Genomic DNA, 22,809 nt, shown 5'->3' on the forward strand with positions numbered 1-22,809 from the left:
TATTGTGGGAGGGTCTTTCGTGACCTTGACGAACAGCCATGCCCCGGCGCCGGCGCGCGGGGCCGTCCCCGCGTGCGCCCTATCCCGGGCCACGCCTCTGGTCATGACGGCGATATGCGCGTTGCTGGCCCTGGCGCCAGCCACCGCGCGGGCGAGCGACGCCGATGAGTTGCGCAAGCTGCGCCAGCAGATGCAGGAGGCGCAGACCCAGATGGCGGCCCAGGCCAAGGCCATGCAGGCGTTGCAGGACCGGTTGAACACACTGGAAACGCGGCAGACCCAGACGGCTGGCCAGAGCGCCGCCACCGCCCAGACAGCGGCCCAGGCCGCCCAACAGGCCCAGGTCGCCCAGTCAGCGGCGCAAGCGGCGCAGAAGGTGGCGGACGCGGCGGCGCATCCCACATTGCCCAAGGACGGCAGCCTGACCTTCTATGGCATCACGCTCTACGGCACCGTGGACATGGGCTTTTCCTACCAGTCCCACGGCGCGCCGCTCAGCCCCTATTATCCGCCGGGGCTGGACTTCCTGGTCAGCAAGAACGGCAACAAGGGTATCGCCTCCCTGGCCGCCAACGGACTCAGCCAATCCAAGGTGGGCCTGCGCGGGTCGGAGGAGTTCGCGGAAGGCTGGTCGGCCTTGTTCAAGGTGGAGACGGGCTTCAACCCGCAATCCGGTCAATTGGCCGACGGCCCCCGTTCCATGGCCGCCAACAATGGCGTCGCGCTGACCAAGCAGACCGCCAACGGTGATTCCAGCCATGCCGGTCAGGCCTTCAACCGCGCGGCTTACGTCGGCGTCAGTTCCAAGGAATGGGGGACGGTCACCTTCGGCCGGCAGAACACGCTGATGGCCGACAACGTGGCCACTTACGACCCGCAGCAGAGCGCCTACGCCTTCTCCGTCATCGGCTTTTCCGGCCTGACGGGCGGCGGCGGCAGCACCGAGGACTATCGCCTGGACAATTCGGTCAAATACACCAACAAGCTCGGCCCGCTGCGCGTTGGCGCCATGTACCAGTTCGGCGAGGACAATGGGGGCATGCACGGCAATGCCCTGCAGGTGGAGGTGGGCACGGACGTCGCCGGGCTGTCGGTCGACGCCACCTACGCCCAGAAGCAGAACATGGTCTCGGCCGGGGCGCTGTCGGCCGCCCAGGTCACCCAGGCGGCGGCGTTGGGCTACAACCCCGGCAATTCCCTGGCGGCGACCATTTCGGACAACACCGCCTATGGCCTGATGGGCTCATACGCGCTGGACCCGCAGTGGAAGCTGTATGCCGGCTACGAATACATCGATTTCGCCAATCCATCGGTGCCGCTGCGGGCGGGGTCCACGGACATCGGTGGCTATACCCTGGCCTTCGTCAACAACAGCGCCTTCGTGCATGACAAGATCATCCAGGTGTCCTGGGCCGGCGCGCGATACGCCGTCACGCCCAAGGTGGACCTGGCGGCCGCGTTCTATCACTATGACCAGAACAGCTATGGCGCCAAGGGGTGTTCCGACGCCAGCGCCGCCACCTGTTCCGGCACCTTGAACGCCTATTCTCTGGTGGCCGACTATCGCTTCGCCCGGCGGTTCGACGCCTACCTGGGCGTCATGTACTCCGAAGTCGCGGGCGGATTGGCGGCGGGTTACCTGCACACCGACAACATTTCCCCCACCACCGGCGTGCGGTTCAACTTCTGAGGCTTACGGACGGGGCGCCGGGGGATCCAATGGGGGGTCCACCGGCAGCTTCGGCCGGCTGAGGCGGGGGCTGGGCAACGGAGTCCAGGCGTCCCCCACCGGATGCGGCAAATGCCACAGACGGCAGGACGCCGCCCGCACCTGCCCCACATGGGCCACCAGCACACCCGGCTTCACCGCCGGGTCGAAGGTGGCCCCCACCGGAACCGTGGCATCCATGCAGCCGCGCGGCGCGGTGGTGATGGTCAGCACGTCCGGACGCGCCACCATCAGCAGGACCTGGCTGGCGATCAGCGCCGCCAGCCAAGCCGTTGGAACCTCCAGCGCCGCCAGCAGCACGGCGACCGCCAGCAGCGAGGGGATCTGGTACCCGACCTCGGCCGGCAGATAAGCGAACAACAGGGTGCTGTATCCCAGGACGCCCAACGCCCCGGCCACCACCAGCCGCCTTTCCGCCGACAGGCCCCGCCAGGCGGCACGATCCCGCGCCAAGCGCCATAGGCGCGGCCCCAGCGCCAAAACCAGGATCACCGCCCCGACATTGCCGTACAGGCCGGGTGTCTTCCACAAGAAGCGGGCGACATGCGCCGCCAGGGCATTATTCGGTGGGTCGGTGTGATACAGGAAGTTCGTCGTGACCCGGGCGGTGATCAACGCCGGCAGGTAGAACAGCCCGGAAACCAGGCAAAACCCCACGATCCGCTCCATCCGGTCACGTCGCTGTTCCAGCGGTGCCACCATCCAGGCGGCGACCAGCACCCCCAGGCCCAGGGGCCCATAGACGATGCGGCTGCCGGTGGCGAAGGCCAGGGCCAGCATGGCCGCCGTGGACCATTCCCGGCTGAGCAACCAAACGCCCAACACGAAGAAAAAGGCGCCGTAGACATAGTCCAGCGAGGTGGTCCCGGCGATGGCCCAATGGGGATTGGCCATGACGAACACGGTGGCCGGCAGGGCGCCCGGCAGGTTCAGCCGCCGCAGACCGTCATAGCCCAGGACCAAGGTGCCCAGCGCCAGCATGACGGAAAAGGCGTTGGACGCCAGCGATCCGCCCCGCGATGCCAGCCAGCCGATGACCAGTTCCGGCACGGGATAACCCTGCCCCCGCGAGGGAACATAAACCCCAGAGTCGACCATGCGCTGCCAGCTGCGCAGGATGGCGTAGGTGTCAGAATTCTGCCCGTATCCCAGCGTCGCCAGCCAGCCGTACAGGCCCACCAGCGCCACGGCACACATCACGTAGGGGACACGCTGGGGGATGGCGGGCATCGGCGGTTGGGGGCGTTGGCGGCAAGGAGCGGGCGATTATTACCAAAGTGGTACCCAACACGCCAGCGCCGGCCCCATGACGGCGCCCTATATGTTCACCAGGTGCGCCACCTCCGCCGCCGTCTCTTCGCGCGTGCTGCCGGCGCGGATGATGCGACCGCGCTGCATGACGCGATAGCTGTCGGCGAAGGACCAGGCGAAGTCCAGGTACTGCTCCACGATCAGGACGGTGACACCCAGCTCGGCGCGGATGCGGCGCAAGGCGTCCTCGATCTGCTGCACGACGGAGGGTTGAATGCCCTCCGTCGGTTCGTCCAGCAGCAGAAGGCGGGGTTGCCCGGCCAAGGCGCGGCCAATGGCCAGTTGCTGCTGTTCGCCGCCGCTGAGCACGCCGCCCTTGCGGTTGATGATCTGGGCCAGCTTGGGGAACAGGTCGAAGATGTGGTCGGGGATACCGGCCCCTATCGCACTTTTAGACATCGCGCCGGCGCCACCGGCCCGGCCGGCCAATGCTGACAGGCCGGTCTCCAGATTCTCCCGCACCGTCAGGTGGGGGAAGATGTGGCGGCCCTGGGGAACGTAGCCGATGCCGGCCCGGGCGCGCTGGTGGGGGCCGAGGGCGCTGACGTCCCGGCCCTGGAAGGTCATGCGCCCGCCGCTCAGGCGCTGGGCGCCGATGATGGTCTTCAGCAGCGTGGTCTTGCCCACGCCGTTGCGGCCGATCAGGGCCACCGCGCTGCCGGCCGGCACCTCCAAATCGATGTCCCACAGCGCCTGGCTCTGGCCGTAGGCCGTGGCCACACCGTCCAGCTTCAGCAGGGTGTCAGCCATGGTGCCCATCCTCCTTCGCGCGGCCCAGGTACACGGCGGCGACGTCCGGATCGCCGCGGATGGCGGCCACGCTGCCCTCTTTCAGGAACTGGCCCTGGTGCATGACGGTGACCCGGGCGTCCAACTGCTCCAGGAAGCTCATGTCATGGTCGATGACCAGCACGGTGTGCTGACCCACCAGGCGGCGGATCAGGGCCGCCGTCTGGCTGGTCTCCGCCGGCCCCATGCCGGCGGTGGGTTCATCCAGCAACAACAGGTCGGCGCGCGTCGCCACCACCATGCCGATCTCCAGCCACTGCTTCTCCCCATGGGCGAGCGTGCCGGCGGGAACGCGGCCGCGATCGGCCAGGCCGGTGGTTTCCAGGATCTCGGCCACCCGAGCCCCCTCCTCCGCGGCCGCGCCACGCTGAAAGGAACACCACCAGCGCCGGTCGCGGCGGGCGGCGATCATCAGGTTGTCCACCACCGACAGGCCGGGCAGCACGCCCGGGGTCTGGAACTTGCGGCAGACGCCCCGGCGCACGATCTCATGCTCCGGCAGATGGGTGATATCCTGGCCCTTGAAGATCACCCGGCCGCTGGTGGCCCGCACCCGGCCGATGATGGTGTCGCACAACGTGGATTTGCCCGCCCCGTTCGGGCCGATCAGCACCCGCAGCGTGCCCCGGTCCAGCGTGAGGCTGAAGCCGTTCAGCGCCTTGAACCCATCGAAGTCGACGGTCACCCCGTCCACCGCCAGCAGCAGATTGCTGGCCGGGGCGGTGGTGCCGATATGGGATGCGGTAGCCTGCGCGTTCATTTCGTTTCCCCAACGACCAAGGATTGCAGGCGTTTCCCCAATCCAGTTCCACCGGCGTCGGTGACCAGGCCGGCGAGGCCGCCGGGCAGCAGGGTGACCACCAGCACGAACACCAGGCCCAGGGCGTAGAGCCACAGGTCCGGGAAGGCGCTGCTGACCCCGTCCTTGGCCAGGTTGACGGCCAGGGTTCCGGCGATGGCGCCGGCCAGGCTGTTGCGGCCCCCCACCGCCACCCAGATCACCATCTCGATGGACGGCACCACGCCCACCAGGGCCGGCGACACCACGCCGGCATGCAGGGTGAACAGGGCGCCGGCCAGGCCCGCCAGCGCGCCCCCGATGGTGAAGGCCACCACCTTGAACGGCGTCGGGTCGTAGCCCAGGAAGCGGATGCGGTTCTCCCCATCGCGGATGGCGCGCAGCAACGTGCCGTAGCGCGACGCCATCAGGACACGCAGGCCCAGGAAGACAGCCACCACCAGGGCCAGGGTCAGCCAGTACAGGCCCCGGGCCGCCCCGGGCGTGCCCAGGTCCATACCCATCACCGTCTGGAAATCGGTCAAGCCGTTGAAGCCGCCGGTGGACGGCTGCTGGCTGATCAGCAGGGTGGCGAAGGCCAGGGCCAGCGCCTGGGTGATCAGGGCGAAATAGACGCCGCCCACGCGCCGCCGGAACACCGCCCAGGAAAACAGGGCCGCCAGCACCCCCGGCACCAGCACCACGCCCAGGAGGGCGACGGCGGGGCTTTTGAACGGCACCCACCACCAGGGCAGGGCGTCCAGGCCGCTCCACACCATGAAGTCGGGCAACTCCCCGTCTCCCAGCGCCGCCAGCTTCATGTGCATGGCGATGGCATAGCCGCCCAGGCCGAAGAACACGCCCTGTCCCAGGCTGAGCACCCCGCCCTGCCCCCAGACCAGCACCAGGCCCATGGCCAGCAGCGCCATAGCCAGGAAACGGGCCAGCAGGTTCAGCTCATAGGCCGAGACCAGCCAGGGGGCCAGCGCGCCCAGGACCACCACGGCCAGCGACAGGGTAAGGGGCCGGCCAAGGGTGATGCCCGCGAGGGGCCGCGACAGCGGCGTATCTTTGCGCATGCTCATATCCATGCCGTCCTCCTTCATGTGCGCCTCACGCATCCAGCGCGCGGGAGCGCACGGCCACCACCCCCTGGGGACGGAACTGGATGAAGCCGATGACGAACAGCAGCAGCAGCACCTGCGCCAGGCTGACATCCACCAGGATCTGCACCAGCGCGGAGAACAGCCCGACGATCAGGGAGGCGATGGCCGTGCCCTTCAGGCTGCCCAGGCCGCCCAGCACCACCACCAGGAAGGCGGGCACGACGTAGCTCTGCCCAACGTTGGGGGTGACGGGGCCCAGCAGGGCCAGCACCACGCCGGCAAGGCCGGCGATGCCGGTGCCCAGGCAGAACACCGACAGGTCCACCGCCCGCACATTGATGCCCGACGCCGCCGCCATGCCCCGGTCCTGGTTCACGGCCCGCACCAGCAGGCCGATGCGGGTGCGGGCCAGCAGCAGGCTGAGCGCGCCCATGACGGCGAAGGCCACCCCCAGGATGAACAGGCGGGTGGCCGGGATGGTCAGGCCCTCCAACAGCCCGGATGGAACGGTGTAGGCATGGTTCAACCAGTCCGGCGCCCGCACATCCACGCCAATGGCGCCGAAGATGTTGCGGGCCGCCTGCTGCAGGATGAGGCTGACGCCCCAGGTGGCCAGCAGGGTGTCCAGCGGCCGGGCTGACAGGCGCTTGATCAACGTCGTTTCCAGCACCGCGCCCACGGCGGCGGCCCCCAGGAAGGCCACCGGCATGGCGGCCAGGATGCCCAGCGGCCCCGGCACCACCTGCAGGGTCAGGTAGGCGAGGTAGCCGCCCAGCATCAGCATCTCACCATGCGCCATGTTGATGACGCGCATGAGGCCGAAACTCAGCGCCAGGCCCAGGGCCGCCAGCACGTACAGCGAGGCGACGCTGAACCCGTTGAAAATCTGGCCGGCGATCAAGGGCCACTCACCCATTTTTCTCTCCCTCAAATGCCGGGCGGCCACATCCGTGGCCTTGGCTATCCTCGATTCAGGACTGCTTCAGCAGTCCAAAATCTCCGGCGGACGCAGTCGCGTCCTACACCGGCAAGAGGTCAGGCCCCTTGCCGGTGGCCGTTCGCGTCAGCTTGCCGGGCACTTCTTGCCCGGGAAGACCAGCGGATCGTAGGGATCGGGGTCGATGGTGCCCTTGGACTGCCAGATGATCTTGAACTGTCCCGCCGGGTCCAGCTGGCCGATGTAGCCGGTCTGCACCAGGCTCTGGTTGGCGGCGAACTTCACCTTGCCCATGGCGGTGTCTGGCAGGTCCAGCGCCACCGCCGCCGCCCGCACCTTCTCCGGATCGAAGCTGCCGGCCTTTTCCACCGCCGCCTTCCAGGCGTAGACGTCGACATAGCCGTGGACCATGGGATCGGTGACGGCCGCCCCGGCGCCGAACTTGGCCTGGTAGGCCGCCACGAACTTCTTGTTCGCGGGCGTGTCCAGGCTCTGGAAGTAGTTCCAGGCGGCGTAGCTGCCTTCCACCAGGCTGGGGCCCATGGCCACGGCCTCCTGCTCGCCGATGCTGAAGGACATGACCGGCAGCTTGGCCGAGGGGAGGCCGGCGGCGGCCATCTGCTTGAAGAAGCTGACGTTGCTGTCACCATTCAGGGTGCTGAAGATGATGTCCGGCTTGGCCGCCTGCACCTTGGCGATGACGGCGCTGAAGTCGGTGCCGCCCAGCGGCACGTATTCCTCGCCAGCCACCTTCAGCTTGGAGGATTCGATATGCTTCTTCAGGATCAGGTTGGCGGTGCGGGGGAAGACGTAATCGGACCCGATGAGGAAATAGCTTTTATAGCCCTTCTCCACCGCCCAGGTCAGGGCCGGCAGGATCTGCTGATTGGGCTGGGCGCCGGAATACATGATGTTGGGCGAGCATTCGTTGCCCTCGAACTGCACCGGGTACCACAGCAGGCTCTTCAGCTTCTGGAACACCGGCAGCATGGCCTTGCGGCTGGCCGACGTCCACCCGCCGAAGACGGTGACCACGCCGCCGTCCTGCACCAGCTTGGTCGCCTTCTGGGCGAAGATGGCGGGGTCGGACGCGCCATCCTCCACCACCGGCTCGATCTTCTTGCCCAGAACGCCACCGGCGGCGTTGATCTCGTCGATGGCCAGGATCTCGGCGTTCTTCACCGTGACCTCGCTGATGGCCATGGTGCCGGTCAGCGATTGCAGCACGCCCACCTTCACCGCGTCCGCCGCCTTGGCCGCCGGGGCCGACAGGCTGGTCGCCGCCAGCAGCAGGGCCGCGAGACCGGCCGGCTTGTACATCCCCCTCATCACCATCCCCTTCCCGTTCGCTTCCATCCGTCGCCGCCTTGGGCGCGGCGATCACAGGGCAAAGGCTAGGGTGGCGGCGCGAAGCGGGGTATGGGGTGTTTGACGTAGGGGGTCTCGCCGGGGGGGCCTCGCCAGGGCGGGCCCCGCGAGGGAGGCCTGGGGAAGGGTCATCGCGGGCGGCGCCGGGCGCCACCCGCGCGATCAACCCTCAATACCGTTCATCGATGCGCTTGTCGGTGATGGCGTGCTCCACCGCGTGGCGCGCCTCCTCCAGGTGATGGAACGCGACGTTGCGCCAACGGGCGGCATCGGGGTTGTCCTCCTCGGACCGCAGGTCACGTTCCGCCGAGGCGATCAGGTCCAGCGCCCTGGTCAGGCGGCCGCGATGGTCGATAGTGGCGTCGATGGGGGGATTCCACCGCGGGTCCTTGCCATCGTCGTAGCTGGCGTGACGGATCTCCCCGATGGCGCCGTTCACATGATCAATGGCGGCGAACTGGTCGCGCACCACGTTGTATTCGGCGGGCCTGTCCAACATGGCCCGGGCCAGCCTCAGGTCCGACAGGGCGTGCAGGTAGGCGGGATGGGCGGGCTGCGCATGCGCGGGTCCCGGCGCGCCGGCGCACGCCGAGGCGGCCATCAGAACCAGGGCCGCGCCCAGGGTTTTGAACCGGTACATCATTGTCGACTCCTTCCTTCCTGGCGGCGGTCCGCCCACCCATAGGGCGCCGCCCACCTTCGCCCGCCCACGCTCGGGGCGGATTGGAGCCGAAATGGGGCGTGATGGCGGCAGGTCCACGGCACAGCCCCGCGCCAAAAACGCGCACCCGAAAGAAATAGCTCCGCCTAGCGAAGGTCAACCGACCATGCGGCGGGCTGGAACCGCGGCAAATTGACCGTGGTAACTTGCCGATCTGAATATGCCGAAAGCAAGCAACAGGACATTAAGCGGACCTTCGTATCACCATCCAGGAAAATGCACGTCGCGGAGGCGAACCGCATCATGGAAAGCACCGTTCTTCTGGGCGGACTATCCGCATTATTGAGCGCCTATGGCCAATCCCACGGCCAGTTGGGTTGGTCTCAATTAGGTTGGCCATTGCTATCGGCCATGAAACAGACACTGGAACGGCGGTGCCTTCCCCATCGCGCGGGCCGCCCCTTGTCCATTCCGGGCCGCGTGGCGCCCCCGGGGGTGCCTTCATGAACGCGCTGGCCGCAAAGGTGCCGGTGGCGATAGCCCCCCTATCGAGCGTCGCACCTGGTTCAGAGCAAAGTTCCGGCCATCGCCTCATCGTGCTGCTGGGCATGCATCGCAGTGGCACCAGCGCGCTGACGCGCGGCCTGCTGGCCCTGGGGGTTGACCTGGGAGACCAGCTGATGCCGGCCACCGGGGACAACGCCAAGGGATACTGGGAGGATACGGAGGTCGTGGCGCTGAACGACCGGTTGCTGTCCCGCTTTGGCCATTCCTGGCATACCATCGCGGACATTCCAGCACCCGAGCTGACGTGCGACGCCACCGCCGACCTGATGTTGGAGGCGGTCGCGCTGTTGCGCCGCAAACTGAAGGACGGCGTCGTCTTCGGGATGAAGGATCCGCGCCTGGCCCGGGTGCTGCCGTTCTGGCAGGCGGTGTTCGCCCATCTCGGCGTCACGGCGTCCTACGTCATCGCCATGCGCAACCCCATCAGCGTGGCGGCCTCGCTCCGCCGCCGCGACGGTTTCCCGGCCGAGAAGAGCCACTTCCTCTGGCTGGGCCATGTGCTGGCCGCCCTGCGCGGCACGGCCGGCCAGGCCCGGATCATCGTCGACTACGACGTCATGATGGCCCAGCCCGTGACACAGTTGCGACGCCTGGCCACGGCCCTGGACCTACCCCTGGATCCAGCCGAGGCGACGCGTTACGCGCAGGATTTCCTGGCGCCCGAGTTGCGGCACGCCCTGTTCGAGGCGGAGGATCTCTGCCTGGCGCCAGCCATCCCGCCGGACGTCACCGCCACCTACGCCATGCTGCGTCAGGTGGCCTCCGGCAGGGTTCCCCCGGAAACGGTGCTGCTCGACCAAGCCATCGCCCGCCTCACCCACGCCTTCGACACATTGCGCCCCGCGTTCCACCACGTGGGCCGCTTGGATCGGGCGGTGGAGGTGCTGAACCGCCAGGTGGATGAGCAAGCCCACCAGATCGCGACCCTGACACAGACGCTATCGGCGGCGAACGCCCATGCGCAGGCGCTGGAACACCGCCTGGTGATGGCCAACGACGCAATGGCGCAACAGGCCGCGCTGAACCAGTCGCTGGCCGAAACGGCCGTCATGTTGACCGGGCAGTTGGAGGCGCGGGCTCATGAAATGGCGGCGCTGAACCAGACGCTGGACGCCGCCCGGCGGGAGGTGGATCGATTGGCCGCCATCGAGAACAGCACCATCTGGCGCGCCACCCGCCCCCTGCGCCGCGTCTGCGGCACCCGGCCATCGGTCCGCCGGGTGCTGCGGGTGTTGACGACGGCGCTGACCTTGGGCCTGCTGCGATAAGGCGTCAGGCGGTCAGCCGGCCGCCGCCGCTGGCCCTTTCCCAAAGTAGGGGCGCCGGCTTCCAGAACTGGCCCTGGTAGCCGTCGAGGAAGCCTTCCATCAGGCGCAGCACGTTTTCCAGGCCCATGCTGTCGGCATTGAACATCGGCCCCCCCTTGTGCGCCGGGAAGCCATAGCCGGTCAGGTACACGACATCGATGTCGGACGCGCGCTGGGCGATGCCCTCGCCCAGCAAGGCGGCCCCCTCGTTGGCCAGCGCCAGCAGGCAGCGGGCCACGATCTCCTCATCCCCGATGACGCGGGGCGTGAGGCCGTGTTCGCGGGCCACTTCCTTGGCGTGCGCCTGGGCCAGCGCGTCGACCTCCGGATCGGTCTCCCGCGCCCGGGTGGCGGGATCGTACTGGTAATAGCCCTTGCCCGTCTTCTGGCCGAAGCGGCCCAAGGCGCAGATCTTGTCGGGGAAGGCCGAATAGGGGCGTTCGTCGCCCGCCGCCTTGCGGCCGGCGCGGATGGCCATGCCGATGTCATTGCCCGCCAGGTCCATCATGGCGAAGGGCCCCATGGCCATGCCCCAGCGTTCCAGGGCGCCGTCCACCTGCCAGGGCAGCACGCCTTCATCCACCAGGAAGTAGGCCTGGCGCAGGTATTCCTCCACCATGCGGTTGCCGATGAAGCCGTTGCAGACACCGGCCACCACCCCGACCTTGCCCAGCTTGCGCGCCAGGGCCATGGCCGTGGCCAGCACCTCCGGCGATGTCTCGGCCCCCCGCACCACCTCCAGCAGGCGCATCACCGGCGCCGGGCTGAAAAAGTGCAGGCCCACCACATTCTGGGGCCGGCTGGTGATGGCGGCGATGGCGTCCAGGTCCAGGGTGGAGGTGTTGCTGGCCAGGATGGCGTCCGGCCCGCAAACCGTGTCCAGGGTGCGGAAAATGGTCTGCTTGACGCCCATGTCCTCGAACGCCGCCTCGATCACCAGGTCGACGGCGGCGCAGGCCGCCAGATCGGTGGCGGTGTGCAGGCGGCCCAGGCGGCGGTCGCGCTCCGCCTCATCCATGCGGCCCTTGGCCACCGCCGCGTCGTAACCTTTGGCGATACCGGCCAGGCCCTTCTTCACCGAAGCCTCGTCCCGGTCCAGCAGGATGACCTCCAGCCCGGCGTTGGCCACCACGGTGGCGATGCCCGCCCCCATGGTGCCCGCGCCGATGACGGCCACGCGCTCGATGGCCTTGGGCTGGATGTCAGCCGGCAGCCCGTCGATGCGGGCGGCGCGGCGCTCGGCGAAGAAGGCGTATTGCAGCGCCTTGGACTCCGGTGTCACCACCAGCTCGCGGAACAGGTTGAACTCCTTCTGCAGGCCTTGGGTGAAGGGCAGCTCCACCGCCGCCCGCACCGCCTCGATGCAGGCCAGCGGGGCCGGCAGGGCACGCTTCAGCCCATCGATCTGCCGCTGGAACCAATCGGCACCGGCGTCATCCGGCATCAGCGCCCGCTGCAGCGACAGGCGCGGCTTGGCGCCGTCGCGCGCCGCCTGCCGCGCCACGGCGATGGCGTCCTCGATCAGGTCGCCGGTGGACAGGGTGGCCAGGCCCAGCTTGGCCGCCTTGGCGGCGCCGATGGGCGTGCCGGACAGGATCATGTCCAGGGCCGCCTTCACACCGATGGCGCGCGGCAGGCGCTGGGTGCCGCCGGCGCCGGGCAGGATGCCCAGCTTCACCTCGGGCAGGCCCAGGGTGGCGTTGGCCGCCACCACTCGATGATGACAGCCTAGCGCCACCTCCAGCCCGCCGCCCAGGCAGGTGCCGGCGATGGCGGCCACCACCGGCTTCGCGGCCTGGTCCAGGTCGACGATCACGTCCGGCAGCGTGGGGACCGCCGTGGCGCCACCCCGGGTGCCGGACGCGAACTCCTCGATATCCGCACCAGCGGAGAAGTGACGCGTGCCACCGGTCAGCACCACGGCCTGGACATCGGCCCGGGTCATGACCATGGCCATGGCCGCGCGCAGGTCACGGCGCAGCCCCAGGTCGAAGCTGTTGACCGGCGGACGGTTCAGGGTCAGGACGGCGACGCCGTCCCTCAGGTCGATCTGCACCGGCATGGCGGACACTCCTTCTTCGCGGGATTTGGCTTCGCGGGGTTTGGCTTCGCGGGGTTTGGGCTCAGACGGACTCGACGATGGCGGCGATACCCTGCCCGCCACCGATGCACATGGTAACCAAAGCGCGGCCACCCCCGATACGACGCAGCTCATAGACGGCCTTCACCAGATTGATGGCGCCGGTGGCGCCCACCGGATGCCCCAGGGAAATGCCGCTGCCGTTGGGGTTCACCTTGGCGGGGTCGAAATCCAGCTCCCGCGCCACGGCGCAGGCCTGCGCCGCGAAGGCCTCATTGGATTCGATGACCGCCAGATCCTGGACCGACAGGCCGGTGCGGGCTAGAACCTTGCGCGTCGCCGGGATGGGGCCGATGCCCATGTAGGCGGGCTCCACGCCGGCGTGGGCGTAGCCGACCAGGCGGGCCATGGGCGTGAGGCCCAGGCGCGTCACCGCCTCGCCCGAAGCTAGGACCAGCGCGGCCGCGCCATCGTTGATACCCGAGGCGTTGCCGGCGGTGACGCTGCCGTCCTTCTGGAACACGGTGCGCAGCTTGGCCAGGTCGCCCGGCTGCAGGTCGGGGCGCACGTGTTCATCGGTGGCGAACTGCACCGCCTGGCGCTTCACCGTCACCTCCACCGGCAGGATCTGCTCGGCGAAGCGGCCCTCGGCCTGGGCGCGGGCGGCGCGGCGGTGGCTTTCCAGGGCCAGGGCGTCCTGGTCGTCCCGGCTGACGCCATAGCGCTTGGCCACGTTCTCCGCCGTGACACCCATCAGGTTGCGGTCGAACGGATCGGACAGGGCGCCGTTCAACAGGTCCACCACCCGGCTGTCACCCATCTTGCTGCCCCAGCGGGCGTCGGGCAGCAGGTAGGGCGCGCGGCTCATGTTCTCCGCCCCACCCGCCACCGCCACGTCGCAGTCGCCCAGCAGGATGGATTGCGCCGCCGACACCACCGCCTGCAGGCCGGAGCCGCAGAGGCGGTTCACCGTCAGGGCCGGCACCTCCACCGGCAGGCCGGCGCCCACACCGGCGACGCGGGCGATATAGGCGTCGCGCGGCTCGGTCAGGATCACCTGGCCGAAAACGACGTGACCCACGGCGTCGTTGGCGACGCCGGCGCGGTCCAAGGCGGCGCGGGTCACCTTGGCGGCCAGCTCACCCGGCGCCACGTCCTTCAACGCGCCGCCGAAATCGCCGATGGCCGTGCGCACGCCGGAAACGATGTAAACCTCGGTCATGGTCTGCTTTCCCTTTGCAAGGCGCCGTCAGAAGCCGGCGGGATCGAGAGTCTGTGTCAGGTCGCTGCGCCGGCCGACGATGCCCAGCCAGACATCGACGCGCGGCACTTCCGTCTCGAAGAAGAAGCGGCAGGCGGCCAGCTTTCCGGCGCGGAAGGCGGCCTCCTCCGGATCGTCGGTGGCGCCCAGGCCGCCCGCCACCACCGCCTGGTCCAGCCACAGCCAGGCCACGACGGCATGGCCGAAGGCCGACAGGAAGGACGTCGCCTGCGCCAGGCTGGTGACATCGTCGCCCGCCGCCTTCAGATGGCCGACCAAGGCGCCGATCCGGGCCCAGGTGACTTCCAGCACATGCGCGAAGTCGGCCAGCCCCGGCTGCGTCCGCGCCCGGTCCACGGTCGCATGCACGCGCTGGCGCAGCAGGGCGAGGGCGGCGCCGTCGTCCCGCAGGGTCTTGCGCCCCATCAGGTCCAGGCCCTGGATGCCCGTTGTCCCCTCATGGATGGGGTTCAGCCGGTTGTCGCGGTACAGCTGCTCCACATCGAAATCGCGGGTATAGCCGTAACCGCCGTGCACCTGGATGGCCAGGTCGTTGGCAGCCAGGCCCCATTCCGACGGCCAGGTCTTGGCGACGGGCGTCAGCAGGCCCAGCAAGCCGGCGGCGGCAGGCCGGCCTTCAGCAGGCCCCTGCAACTCCTCATCCACCAGCCGGGCGCAATACAGGATCAGGGCCAGGGCGCCCTCGGCATAGGCCTTCTGCGCCAGCAGCAGGCGGCGGACATCGGGATGGTCGATGATGGCGACCGGGGCGCCCCCTTTCGCGGCCAAAGGGCGGCCCTGCCTGCGGTCACGGGCGTAGTCCACCGCCAGGCGGTAGCCGCGGTAGCCCAGCATGGCGGCCCCCAGGCCGACGGACAAGCGGGCCTCGTTCATCATCTGGAACATGATGGGCAGGCCCTGGCCCACCGTACCGACGCGGTATCCCACGGCCCCGGCCTGGCCCCCCGGCCGGTGGCGCGCGCCCTCGCCGAAGTTCAGCAGGCAGTTGGCGGTGCCGCGATAACCCATCTTGTGGTTCAGGCCGGCCACCACGACGTCGTTGCGCTGGCCGGCATGCTCCGAACCCTCCACCAGCACCTTGGGCACGACGAACAGGCTGATGCCCTGGGTTCCGGCCACCAGTTTGCCGTCAGGCCCCGGCACCTTGGCCAGCACCAGGTGGATGATGTTCTCGCTGGCGTCCTGGTCGCCGCCGGAAATCCACATCTTGTTGCCGAACAGGCGGTAGCGGGGCCCCAGCCCGTCCTCGCCGTCCGGCACGGCGCGGGTGGCGATGTCGGCCAGCGATGATCCCGCCTGGGGTTCCGACAGGCACATGGTGCCGAAGTAGCGGCCCTCGATCTCCGGCAGGGCGCAGGCCCGGACCAGCGCCTTGTCCGCGAAGCGGACCAGCAGCCGGGCGTTGCCGGCCGTCAGCATGGGATACGCCGCCGTGGCCACGTTGGCCGCCATGAACTGGGCCATGGCGGCGCTGTAAGCCAGCTGCGGCAGTTGCAGGCCGCCGACCTCGGCATCGAAGGGGGCCGCGAACATGCCGATCTCGGCGAAGGCCGCCAGCGCCTGGTGGATGGCGGGCAGGATGCGCACCTGCCCGTCCACCAGGCGGGGTTCGTTCTGGACCTGGTCGGCCGCCTTGTAATGGGGCAGGAAGGTGTCCGCCGCCACCCGGCCGGCGATGTCCAGCATGGCGTCCACGGTCTCGACGCCATGGTCTTGGAAATGCGGGTAGGCCAACAGGCCTTCCAGGTCCAGCCAGTCGTGCAGCAGGAAGCTGAGGTCACGGGGACGTACCGGCGGTGTGCTCATGGACGATGATCCTTCCCTGCCGTGCCGGTCAGATGACGCTGACGCCGCCGTCCACCGCCAGGATCTGGCCGGTGATGTGCCCGCCGGCGTCGGACGCCAGCAGCAGGGCCGCCCCCTTCAGATCCTGGTCATTGCCCAGCTTGCCCAGAGGGGTGCCGGCCACCAGGTCGGCCTCATGCTTGGCCAGGGTGCCGCGCGTCATCTTGGACGGGAAGAAGCCCGGCGCCAGGGCGTTGACCGTGATGCCATGGGGGCCCCACTCTGCCGCCAACACGCGGGTCATGTTGACCAGGGCCCCCTTGGTGGTGCCATAGGCGACGGTGCCCATCATACGCGGGTGGTGACCTTGCAGTCCGGCGATGGAGGCGACGTTGACGATGCGCCCCCGCTTCAAGGGCAGCATGGCGGCCCGCGCCACGGCCTGGGTCAGGAAGAAGACGGCGTTCAGGTTCAGGTCCACCACCTTGGCCCACTGTTCGGGCGTGTGGTCCTGCGCCGCAGCCCCCCAGGTGGTGCCAGCGTTGTTCACCAGCACGTCGATGCGGCCCAGATCGGCCATCACCTTGTCCACCAGCGGGGCCATCGCCTCCTGCCGGCTGAGGTCGGCAGGGATGGCGGTGGCCTTGATGCCCTGGCCGGCCAGGTGGGCCACCGCGGCCTCCAGCTCCTCCACCTTGCGGGCCACCAGCACCGGATGGGCGCCGAACTCCCCCAACGCTTCCGCGATCTGCAGGCCCAGGCCGCGTGATCCACCAGTGATCAGGGCCACCTGGCCAGACAGGTCGAACAGGCGGTGCAAGGCATCGGTCTTGATTCCAGCGGTCGGGGACATGATGGGCGTTTCCTCCTGTCATTCGGGCTGTCATTCGGGCGTCCCGGATGCGTTGCCGGCGCCGATCATCCTTTTCGGCAATCTCCCCCAGGGCTTCCCAGGGTCGTTGCCGCGCGGGGGCACTGTATGCCATTGTTCGTTTGTTGGACAATTGAAATATCGCGCTGAAAACACAAGATCAATTCCGGCGAGGGCCGGCTTGTGCTAGAGGGGCGGCCAGGGCGTGCGGGCCGCGGTGGACCGCCGCCCAACGTCTTCATCTTCCGCGCCGGCCGGTACCGGCAGTGTCAGGCCGATCCGGCCTCGCGGGCAAAGGGGCATTAGGCGCATGGCGTTCGCACGGCTGGCCATCCTGCCCACCTACAAGGTGGTCAGCGACACCATAGAGCGGGAGATCCTGGCCGGCCGGCTGACCGCCGGCGACATCCTGCCGACCGAGACGGAACTGGCCGACCAGTTCGGCGTCACCCGCCACACCGTGCGCGAGGGCATCCGCATCCTGGAACAGAGTGGCCTGGTGCGGCGGGAGGCCGGACGGCGCCTGTACGTGGCGGAACCGCACTACGGCGATCTGGCCCCCCGCCTGTCCCGCGCCATGGTCATGCAGCGCGTGACCTTTCGTGAGTTGTGGGAGGTGTCGATGGACCTGGAGCCCAGCGCCGCCGCCCACGCCGCCGCGCGCATCGACGCCAACCGCCTGGCCCTCCTGCGCGCCAACCTGGTGGCGACGGAGGAGGCGCTGGCCGCCGGCGTCTCCATCATCCCGCTGGACGTGGCCTTCCACATCCTGGTGGCCGAGGCGGCGGCCAACCGCGCCCTGTTGCTGGCGCGCGAACCGGTGACCCAACTGTTCTACCCGGCGCTGGAACGGCTGTTCACCCACCCCAAGACGGCCCACCTCAGCCCCCGCCGCCTGGTGGACGCCCACCATCGCATCGTCGAGGCCCTGGCGGACGGCGACGCCGACGTGGCCCGGGAATGGATGCGCAAGCATATCGTCGACTTCCGCCGCGGCTACGACACCGCCGGACTGGACCTGGATGACGCCCTGGACCCCGCCGCGGCCCCACCCGCCCGGCCTCCCGCGCGGCGCTGACCCCTACCACCCGAAGGCGAGGGCGCGCCGGCGTTCGCGCACGCAGCAATTGCGTCCACAACCTTCTTCGGCCGCTTAACCATTCCGTAACCATAAACCGTTGGTGGTCAAGACAGATTCCGAATCGGGCGACCCATCCCGGTGAAACGGGGCACCCGCCCCCGCCTCGACCACGACCGTCGTTTGACCCCGGGGCGCGTCTGGTCTACGCCATACGCATGTCACCGGTTGGCAAACCGCTGCCCATCGCGACAATTCACCGGCCGAAGTAAAAATATTCCATTAGTATCAATGCTCTATATCCATACCCCACCCACGCGGCCGCCTGGGTGCATTGGGCCGCGCCGCGCCCCCCTGGACCAATTGTCCAATCCCCCCTGCATAATGAACTCGATAAACGACGCGGCGGAGGTCTAGTTCTTTTGCAGTGCGAAACCTCACACGGCGCGTCGGGGCAACGCGCGTGCGGATGGGCCGGTTTGGTCCGCCTGTACGTGGGCCACGGCCACAACCCAGGCACGCCGCCGGCTAGCCGCTCAAAAATTAGAATGCATGCGTTGACGATCAATCACGGCTTTGCGTGGACAGAATGACTGCGACCCTTAGACTTTTGCGGCGCCTTCGCGGCCGCACAAAATCCCTGGCGGCACTTATGGCCGCAGCCCCCCTGCTCAGCGGCTGCGACATGGCCCTGCTGGATCCGGCGGGCCCCATTGGCGCCGAGGAAAAGTCGATCATCATCCTGGCCACGTGCCTGATGCTCATCGTCGTGATCCCCGTCATCGCCATGGTCTTCCTGTTCGCCTGGCGCTACCGCGCCTCGAACAAGGCGGCGACCTTCAAGCCGGAATGGGATCACTCGTCCAAGATCGAGGTGGCGGTGTGGGGCATCCCCTGCATCATCATCGCCGTCCTGGCCTACGTGACCTGGGTGTCGTCGCACACGCTGGAGCCCAGCGTGGAGATCGCCAGCGAGAAGAAGGCCGTCGAGGTCGAGGTCGTCTCGCTGGATTGGAAGTGGCTGTTCATCTACCCCGAGCTGAACATCGCCACGGTGAACGAGCTGGCCTTCCCGGCCGACACGCCCGTCCACTTCAAGCTGACGTCCGCCACGGTGATGAACTCCTTCTTCATCCCGCGCCTGGGCAGCCAGATCTACACCATGCCCGGCATGGAGACGAAGCTGAGCCTGCTGGCCAGCGCCGCCGGCGATTTCGACGGCCTGTCCGCCAACTACAGCGGCGGCGGCTTCTCCGACATGCACTTCGTGGCGCACGCCATGAGCGATGCCGACTTCGCCCAGTGGGTGGAGAAGGTGCGCGCCGGCGAGGGCAAGCTGACGATGGCCAAGTACCGCGAGCTGGCGAAGCCCAGCGAGAAGGACCCGGTCACCACCTACGCCGAGGTCGAGCCCACGCTCTACCACGACATTCTCAACAAGTGCTCGGACGGTTCCACCTGCATGGATGCCGCGGTCAGCCTGGCGATGGCCAAGGAAGTGGCCGGCGGCGACCTCCAGCTGTGCAATCCCGCCAAGCCGAGGGGCTAATCCATGTTTGGTAAACTGACTCTCGAGGCCATTCCCTACCACGAGCCCATCATCATGGCGGCCGTGGCGATGATGGTCCTGGGTGGCGCCGCCCTGGTGGCGGGCATCACCTTCTTCCGCCTGTGGGGTCCCCTGTGGTCCAAGTGGCTGACCTCGGTCGACCACAAGAACATCGGCATCATGTACATCATCCTGGCCCTGGTGATGCTGCTGCGCGGCTTCGCCGACGCGGTCATGATGCGCACCCAGCAGGCGATGGCGTCCACCGGCGGCGCCGGTCCCCTGCCGCCCGAGCATTTCGACCAGGTCTTCACCGCCCATGGCGTCATCATGATCTTCTTCATGGCGATGCCCTTCATGGTCGGCCTGATGAACGTGGTGGTGCCGCTGCAGATCGGCGCCCGCGACGTGGCCTTCCCCTACCTGAACAATCTCAGCTTCTGGCTGACGGCCGCCGGCGCGCTGCTGATCAACATCTCGCTGGCGGTGGGTGAGTTCGCCCGCACCGGCTGGCTGGCCTACCCGCCCCTGTCGGAGCTGCAGTACAGCCCCGGCGTCGGCGTCGACTACTACCTGTGGGCCCTGCAGATCTCGGGCATCGGCACTCTTCTGGCCGGCGTGAACATGATCACGACCATCCTGAAGATGCGGGCGCCGGGCATGACCATGATGCGCATGCCGATCTTCACCTGGACCACGCTGTGCTCCAACATGCTGATCGTGGCGGCCTTCCCCATCCTGACGGCCACGCTGGCGATGCTGTCGCTGGACCGTTACCTGGGCATGCACTTCTTCACCAACGACGGTGGCGGCAACGCCATGATGTACGTGAACCTCATTTGGGCCTGGGGCCATCCTGAGGTGTACATCCTGGTCCTGCCGGCCTTCGGCATCTTCTCCGAAGTCATCTCCACCTTCTCGTCCAAGCGGCTGTTCGGCTACACCTCCATGGTCTACGCCACGGTCTGCATCACCATCCTGTCCTTCATCGTGTGGCTGCACCACTTCTTCACCATGGGTGCGGGCGCCAACGTGAATGCCTTCTTCGGCATCTCCACGATGATCATCTCCATCCCCACCGGCGCCAAGATCTTCAACTGGCTGTTCACCATGTACCGCGGCCGGGTGCAGTTCACCGTGCCCGTGCTGTGGACCCTGGGCTTCATGGTCACCTTCGTCATCGGCGGCATGACCGGCGTTCTGATGGCGGTGCCCGCGGCCGACTTCGTCCTGCACAACAGCCTGTTCCTGATCGCCCACTTCCATAACGTCATCATCGGCGGCGTGCTGTTCGGCTATCTGGCCGGCTTCACCTACTGGTTCCCCAAGGCCTTCGGCTTCAAGCTGAACGAAGGCCTGGGCAAGGTGTCGTTCTGGTGCTGGCTGGTCGGCTTCTACCTGGCCTTCATGCCGCTGTACGCCCTGGGCCTCATGGGCATGACCCGCCGCATGAACCACGTCGACAACGTCGTCTGGCACAACTACCTGCTGGTGGCCGCCCTGGGTGCCGCCATCATCGCCTGCGGCATCGGCGCCTTCGTCCTGCAGATCCTGGTCAGCGTGCTGAACCGCAAGTCGCTGCGCGACCTGACCGGCGACCCGTGGAACGGCCGCACGCTGGAGTGGGCCACCTCCTCCCCGCCGGCCTTCTACAACTTCCCGGACACGCCGGTGGTCACCGCCCGCGACGCCTTCTGGGAGCAGAAGCAGACCACGGGTGCGGGCCTGCAGCCCCTGGCCAAGTACCGCAAGATCCACATGCCCCACAACACGGGCACCGGCGTCATCATCGGTGGCTTCGTGGCGGTCCTGGGTTTCGCGCTGATCTGGCACATCTGGTGGCTGGTCGTGGCGACCTTCGCCGGTGCCGCCGCCGTCGCCATCGGCCATTCCTTCAACGAGAACGGGGACTACTACGTCCCGTCCGAGACGGTGGCCGAGACCGAGGGCAAGTACTTTCAACAGCTGACGTCGCAGGTCTAAGCCGATGAGCAACGCAAATTCCGTCGCGGCCACCGACGCCGCCCTTTTTTCATGACGTTGATTCTCATGACGAGCACCAAGACGACGGATCCAAGACCACGCTGGGTTTCTGGATCTACCTGATGAGCGAATGCATCTGTTTCGCCGCCGTGTTCGCGAGCTTCGCGGTGCTGCGCGGACAGACGGCCGGCGGGCCGGACGCCAAGGAGCTGTTCAGCCTGCCCTACGTGGCCGGCGAAACCGCCTGCCTGCTGGTGTCCAGCTTCACNTACGGCATGGCCATGATCGCGGCCGAGCGGCAGAAGCAGTCGGCCACCCTGCGCTGGCTGGGCCTGACCCTGGCCCTGGGCCTGGGCTTCATGTTCATGGAACTGCATGAGTTCGCCGAGCTGATCGCCGAAGGCGCCGGCCCCAGCCGTTCCGCCTTCCTGTCGTCGTTCTTCACCCTGGTCGGCACCCACGGCCTGCACGTCCTGTCGGGCATGGTCTGGATGGTGGTGCTGATGGCCCACGTGCTGCGCCGGGGCCTGACCCAGGCCAACATCGTCCGCCTGACCTGCCTCAGCCTGTTCTGGCACTTCCTGGACATCGTCTGGATCGGCGTGTTCACCATCGTCTACCTGTCGGGAGTGGCCGCGTGATGGCTACCGCACATACCTCCGCTCACGGCCATGACCATGGCCACCACGGCCACGGTGAGGGCGCCCACGGCAGCGTGAAGTCCTACATCGTCGGCTTCATCCTGTCGGTCATCCTGACCGCCATCCCCTTCGGCCTGGTCATGTCCGGCGCCCTGCCGGCCGAGACGGCCGTGCCGGTCTGCTTCGGCCTGGGCATCGTCCAGATCGTCGTGCACCTGGTGTACTTCCTGCACATGAACAGCTCCTCCGCCCGGTCCTGGAACATGGCGGCCTTCCTGTTCACGCTGCTGATCGTCGCCATCCTGGTGGTCGGTTCCTGGTGGGTCATGCTCCACCTGAACGCCAACATGATGCCCGGCGCGATGCCCATGGAGTAAGGCGTCTTCCCGGGGGTGGGGTGGATCACCATCCCTCCCCTCCCCCGGGACGCTTCCTGACATTCCCCTCCGTCGACCACCTTCAGGGCGACCACGAGACCACCCCGGCCCTGTGGCGGGATGGCCCCGTGGTCGCCTTCGTCATTGCCGGCCCGCCGTTGAACCGTTAGTCCTACCGGAAAAGACATCCGTCACCCGGGGAGGACTAGGGACAGGATGGAAGAGATTTCGATCCAGGACACGACCAACAAGAAGAACCTGCTGCTTCTTGTCACCCTGCGATGGCTGGCGGTCGGCGGCCAGGTGGCGACCATCACCATGGCCCAGGCCTGGTTCGACATCGACCTGCCGCTGATCCCCATGGTCGGGGTCATCCTGTTCCTGGTGCTGCTGAACCTGGTCAGCCTGTACCGCAGCCGCACCAGTCCCCACATCAGCAATACCGAGCTGTTCCTGGCCATGCTGCTGGACGTGGCCGGCCTGACCGTGCAGCTGTACCTGAGCGGGGGCGCCACCAACCCCTTCATCTCCCTGTTCCTGCTGCAGGTCATCCTGGGCGCCGTGCTGCTGCAGCCGACCCTGACCTGGACCCTGGGGCCCGACCAGCGCT

At 67.9% G+C, this 22,809-nt stretch carries 18 protein-coding genes and 1 pseudogene; 8 read left to right on the forward strand and 11 right to left on the reverse strand.

The window, feature by feature from the left end; genetic code table 11:
- Positions 1–19: 19 nt before the first annotated feature.
- Positions 20–1,690, forward strand: coding sequence for a porin (locus I55_RS13455; RefSeq protein WP_252181131.1), 1,671 nt, complete (start codon positions 20–22; stop codon positions 1,688–1,690).
- 3 nt (positions 1,691–1,693) lie between these two features.
- Here I55_RS13455 and I55_RS13460 read toward each other — a convergent pair whose 3' ends face one another.
- The 7 genes from I55_RS13460 to I55_RS13490 form a co-directional block, all read right to left on the reverse strand.
- A complete protein-coding gene (locus tag I55_RS13460) occupies positions 1,694–2,959 on the reverse strand; it encodes a hypothetical protein (RefSeq protein WP_044561094.1) in 1,266 nt (421 codons plus the stop codon).
- A gap of 87 nt (positions 2,960–3,046) precedes the next feature.
- A complete protein-coding gene (urtE, locus tag I55_RS13465) occupies positions 3,047–3,790 on the reverse strand; it encodes an urea ABC transporter ATP-binding subunit UrtE (RefSeq protein ID WP_044561108.1) in 744 nt (247 codons plus the stop codon).
- Positions 3,783–4,589, reverse strand: a complete 807-nt coding sequence (urtD, locus tag I55_RS13470; RefSeq protein ID WP_044561095.1) for an urea ABC transporter ATP-binding protein UrtD — start codon at positions 4,587–4,589, stop codon at positions 3,783–3,785. The genes urtE and urtD overlap by 8 nt, the downstream gene beginning before the upstream one ends.
- On the reverse strand, positions 4,586–5,692 hold the full coding sequence (gene urtC, locus I55_RS13475) for an urea ABC transporter permease subunit UrtC (RefSeq protein WP_252181132.1): 1,107 nt from the start codon (positions 5,690–5,692) through the stop codon (positions 4,586–4,588). Before urtC ends, urtD begins: the two co-directional genes overlap by 4 nt.
- Positions 5,693–5,720: 28 nt before the next feature.
- The gene (gene urtB, locus I55_RS13480; protein ID WP_044561096.1) at positions 5,721–6,629 is read right to left on the reverse strand and encodes an urea ABC transporter permease subunit UrtB; all 909 of its coding nucleotides are present in this window, start codon (positions 6,627–6,629) and stop codon (positions 5,721–5,723) included.
- A gap of 147 nt (positions 6,630–6,776) precedes the next feature.
- Positions 6,777–7,979: an urea ABC transporter substrate-binding protein gene (gene urtA, locus I55_RS13485; protein ID WP_252181133.1), complete on the reverse strand. Its 1,203-nt coding sequence runs from the start codon at positions 7,977–7,979 to the stop codon at positions 6,777–6,779.
- Positions 7,980–8,187: 208 nt separating this feature from the next.
- Positions 8,188–8,658 carry a hypothetical protein gene (locus I55_RS13490; RefSeq protein WP_044561110.1) on the reverse strand — a complete coding sequence of 157 codons (471 nt, stop codon included), beginning with the start codon at positions 8,656–8,658 and terminating at the stop codon, positions 8,188–8,190.
- Between the two features lie 524 nt (positions 8,659–9,182).
- On the opposite strand from I55_RS13490, the gene I55_RS33065 reads away from it, so the two are divergent.
- Positions 9,183–10,514, forward strand: coding sequence for a hypothetical protein (locus I55_RS33065; RefSeq protein WP_148293707.1), 1,332 nt, complete (start codon positions 9,183–9,185; stop codon positions 10,512–10,514).
- Positions 10,515–10,518: 4 nt separating this feature from the next.
- Here I55_RS33065 and I55_RS13500 read toward each other — a convergent pair whose 3' ends face one another.
- The 4 genes from I55_RS13500 to I55_RS13515 form a co-directional block, all read right to left on the reverse strand.
- A complete protein-coding gene (locus tag I55_RS13500) occupies positions 10,519–12,615 on the reverse strand; it encodes a 3-hydroxyacyl-CoA dehydrogenase NAD-binding domain-containing protein (protein ID WP_044561098.1) in 2,097 nt (698 codons plus the stop codon).
- Between the two features lie 61 nt (positions 12,616–12,676).
- Positions 12,677–13,855, reverse strand: coding sequence for a beta-ketothiolase BktB (gene bktB / locus I55_RS13505; RefSeq protein ID WP_044561099.1), 1,179 nt, complete (start codon positions 13,853–13,855; stop codon positions 12,677–12,679).
- 27 nt (positions 13,856–13,882) lie between these two features.
- Entirely contained in the window at positions 13,883–15,721 is a 1,839-nt protein-coding gene (locus I55_RS13510) for an acyl-CoA dehydrogenase (protein ID WP_044561100.1), read from the reverse strand.
- Between the two features lie 28 nt (positions 15,722–15,749).
- A complete protein-coding gene (locus I55_RS13515) occupies positions 15,750–16,553 on the reverse strand; it encodes an SDR family oxidoreductase (RefSeq protein ID WP_044561101.1) in 804 nt (267 codons plus the stop codon).
- Positions 16,554–16,881: 328 nt separating this feature from the next.
- Here I55_RS13515 and I55_RS13520 point away from each other — a divergent pair, with 328 nt between their 5' ends.
- The 6 genes and pseudogenes from I55_RS13520 to I55_RS13545 all read left to right on the forward strand — a co-directional run.
- Positions 16,882–17,649 carry a FadR/GntR family transcriptional regulator gene (locus I55_RS13520; RefSeq protein ID WP_044561102.1) on the forward strand — a complete coding sequence of 256 codons (768 nt, stop codon included), beginning with the start codon at positions 16,882–16,884 and terminating at the stop codon, positions 17,647–17,649.
- Positions 17,650–18,301: 652 nt separating this feature from the next.
- Complete coding sequence (gene cyoA / locus I55_RS13525) at positions 18,302–19,198, forward strand: ubiquinol oxidase subunit II (protein ID WP_049974092.1); 897 nt, start codon at positions 18,302–18,304, stop codon at positions 19,196–19,198.
- A 3-nt stretch (positions 19,199–19,201) separates the two neighbouring features.
- Entirely contained in the window at positions 19,202–21,181 is a 1,980-nt protein-coding gene (gene cyoB / locus I55_RS13530; protein WP_044561103.1) for a cytochrome o ubiquinol oxidase subunit I, read from the forward strand.
- A 17-nt stretch (positions 21,182–21,198) separates the two neighbouring features.
- Complete coding sequence (gene cyoC, locus I55_RS13535) at positions 21,199–21,822, forward strand: cytochrome o ubiquinol oxidase subunit III (RefSeq protein WP_044561104.1); 624 nt, start codon at positions 21,199–21,201, stop codon at positions 21,820–21,822.
- Positions 21,822–22,199, forward strand: coding sequence for a cytochrome o ubiquinol oxidase subunit IV (cyoD, locus tag I55_RS13540; protein ID WP_044561105.1), 378 nt, complete (start codon positions 21,822–21,824; stop codon positions 22,197–22,199). The genes cyoC and cyoD overlap by 1 nt, the downstream gene beginning before the upstream one ends.
- Before the next feature lie 216 nt (positions 22,200–22,415).
- Positions 22,416–22,809: pseudogene (locus I55_RS13545) on the forward strand (sensor histidine kinase); the annotation flags it as partial.

Origin of the sequence: Azospirillum sp. B4 (genome assembly GCF_000333275.1) — a bacterium.
Classification (GTDB): Bacteria; Pseudomonadota; Alphaproteobacteria; order Azospirillales; family Azospirillaceae; genus Nitrospirillum.

Excerpts from the sequence above, each read along its gene's own strand:
- urtA (WP_252181133.1), bottom strand. The coding sequence starts at position 7,979 with ATGAGGGGGATGTACAAGCCGGCCGGTCTCGCGGCCCTGCTGCTGGCG.
- I55_RS13460 (WP_044561094.1), bottom strand. The coding sequence starts at position 2,959 with ATGCCCGCCATCCCCCAGCGTGTCCCCTACGTGATGTGTGCCGTGGCG.
- urtD (WP_044561095.1), bottom strand. The coding sequence starts at position 4,589 with ATGAACGCGCAGGCTACCGCATCCCATATCGGCACCACCGCCCCGGCC.
- cyoD (WP_044561105.1), top strand. The coding sequence starts at position 21,822 with ATGGCTACCGCACATACCTCCGCTCACGGCCATGACCATGGCCACCAC.
- I55_RS13490 (WP_044561110.1), bottom strand. The coding sequence starts at position 8,658 with ATGTACCGGTTCAAAACCCTGGGCGCGGCCCTGGTTCTGATGGCCGCC.
- I55_RS13520 (WP_044561102.1), top strand. The coding sequence starts at position 16,882 with ATGGCGTTCGCACGGCTGGCCATCCTGCCCACCTACAAGGTGGTCAGC.
- I55_RS13510 (WP_044561100.1), bottom strand. The coding sequence starts at position 15,721 with ATGAGCACACCGCCGGTACGTCCCCGTGACCTCAGCTTCCTGCTGCAC.
- urtC (WP_252181132.1), bottom strand. The coding sequence starts at position 5,692 with ATGAGCATGCGCAAAGATACGCCGCTGTCGCGGCCCCTCGCGGGCATC.
- urtB (WP_044561096.1), bottom strand. The coding sequence starts at position 6,629 with ATGGGTGAGTGGCCCTTGATCGCCGGCCAGATTTTCAACGGGTTCAGC.
- cyoB (WP_044561103.1), top strand. The coding sequence starts at position 19,202 with ATGTTTGGTAAACTGACTCTCGAGGCCATTCCCTACCACGAGCCCATC.
- urtE (WP_044561108.1), bottom strand. The coding sequence starts at position 3,790 with ATGGCTGACACCCTGCTGAAGCTGGACGGTGTGGCCACGGCCTACGGC.
- bktB (WP_044561099.1), bottom strand. The coding sequence starts at position 13,855 with ATGACCGAGGTTTACATCGTTTCCGGCGTGCGCACGGCCATCGGCGAT.
- cyoA (WP_049974092.1), top strand. The coding sequence starts at position 18,302 with ATGGCCGCAGCCCCCCTGCTCAGCGGCTGCGACATGGCCCTGCTGGAT.
- I55_RS13500 (WP_044561098.1), bottom strand. The coding sequence starts at position 12,615 with ATGCCGGTGCAGATCGACCTGAGGGACGGCGTCGCCGTCCTGACCCTG.
- I55_RS33065 (WP_148293707.1), top strand. The coding sequence starts at position 9,183 with ATGAACGCGCTGGCCGCAAAGGTGCCGGTGGCGATAGCCCCCCTATCG.
- I55_RS13515 (WP_044561101.1), bottom strand. The coding sequence starts at position 16,553 with ATGTCCCCGACCGCTGGAATCAAGACCGATGCCTTGCACCGCCTGTTC.